Origin of the sequence: Bartonella queenslandensis AUST/NH15 (assembly GCF_000312585.1) — a bacterium.
Classification (GTDB): domain Bacteria; phylum Pseudomonadota; class Alphaproteobacteria; order Rhizobiales; family Rhizobiaceae; genus Bartonella; species Bartonella queenslandensis_A.
Genome location: NZ_HE998275.1, coordinates 1 through 1,229 on the forward strand (window position 1 = coordinate 1; position 1,229 = coordinate 1,229).

1 pseudogene is annotated in these 1,229 nt (G+C 29.5%); it reads right to left on the reverse strand.

The window, feature by feature from the left end:
• Window positions 1–533 (reverse strand): annotated as a pseudogene (locus BN338_RS10185) (cation:dicarboxylate symporter family transporter); the annotation flags it as partial.
• Window positions 534–1,229 lie beyond the last annotated feature (696 nt).

Here is a 1,229-nt window from a genome sequence, read left to right on the forward strand (position 1 = left end):
CACTTAACTCAGCAAAGGGATTTTTAGGAATAAAAGGACAAAATCATTTTTGGTATATTCATATCTCCAAGTTGAGAAATACGATCCCCAAGAACAGCAGAAACAGTTTGTCCTTCATGTACCAAACTACTTGCTGTTAATCCAAAGGCATTAACAACCAAAACACCAACCAACGCTGAAAGAGCCGTCGTAATAAGCAATATTGAAATCGTTATGATGCTTACCTTTCCAACAGCATAAACAGAATGTAAATGAGCAACAGCTGAAACGATAGAGACAAAAACCAGTGGCATAACAATCATTTGTAACAATAAGATATAGCCTTCACCAACAATGTTAAACCATTCAACGGATTTCAATAAAGTGGCTTCACCCTCTCCATAAAAAAACTGCAAAACACTTCCAAAAATCAAGCCTAAGATAAGCCCTAGCATAACACGGAATGAAAGACTCCATTGCATTCTGTTACTTTGAGCAATCCACAATAAAAAAATAACAAATAGAAATAAATTGATGAAAAAATTAAATGTCATTGTCTATGCCCAGTCTATACCCACTATTGTCATGATTGATGATGAATAATATGCATAATTCAAAATCAATGCGTAATATTTAAAATTAAGGTATAAAGCTTATAAGGCTTTTTAAAAGTCATTATTTTTTTAATTTATAGAGTAAAAGAGAATTTTTTATCTACAAATAACTGTTTAAAGAAAATGAATCAATTTATTTCCCTATTATTTAAAATTTACGATCTTATAAAATAATTTAATAAGAGAAATATAAACACCATTCATTGTATCTTAATACTGAATAATTCCAGCCTAATCTTATTTTATTAATGTTCTTATCGCTTTCTTTTTCTCTTTTGCTCTTTGAAATGAAAAGAGCTTTTTTGAAAAATGATTTATTAATAAACATTCATGAATTTTCTAGAAAATAAACCATCAAGCTCCTCCTGCCAATTTTATGGGAAGCACTCTCAATGAAAGCTTTTGGGAGAGGCTTTTTTATTTTTCAAAATTCTCTTTATAGGCATAAAAATATACCCTCTTAATAACAAAAAATCACAAATGTGAAGGTTTTAAAAGCCACAATGCCTCTTCAAAAGAAATACAACTAATAATATACAAAATTACTTAATACACCATAAAACACAATGCCAACAAAAATACCATATATCCTATCGATATAACCAAATTAAGTGATATCAACCGTCATAAAAGCTG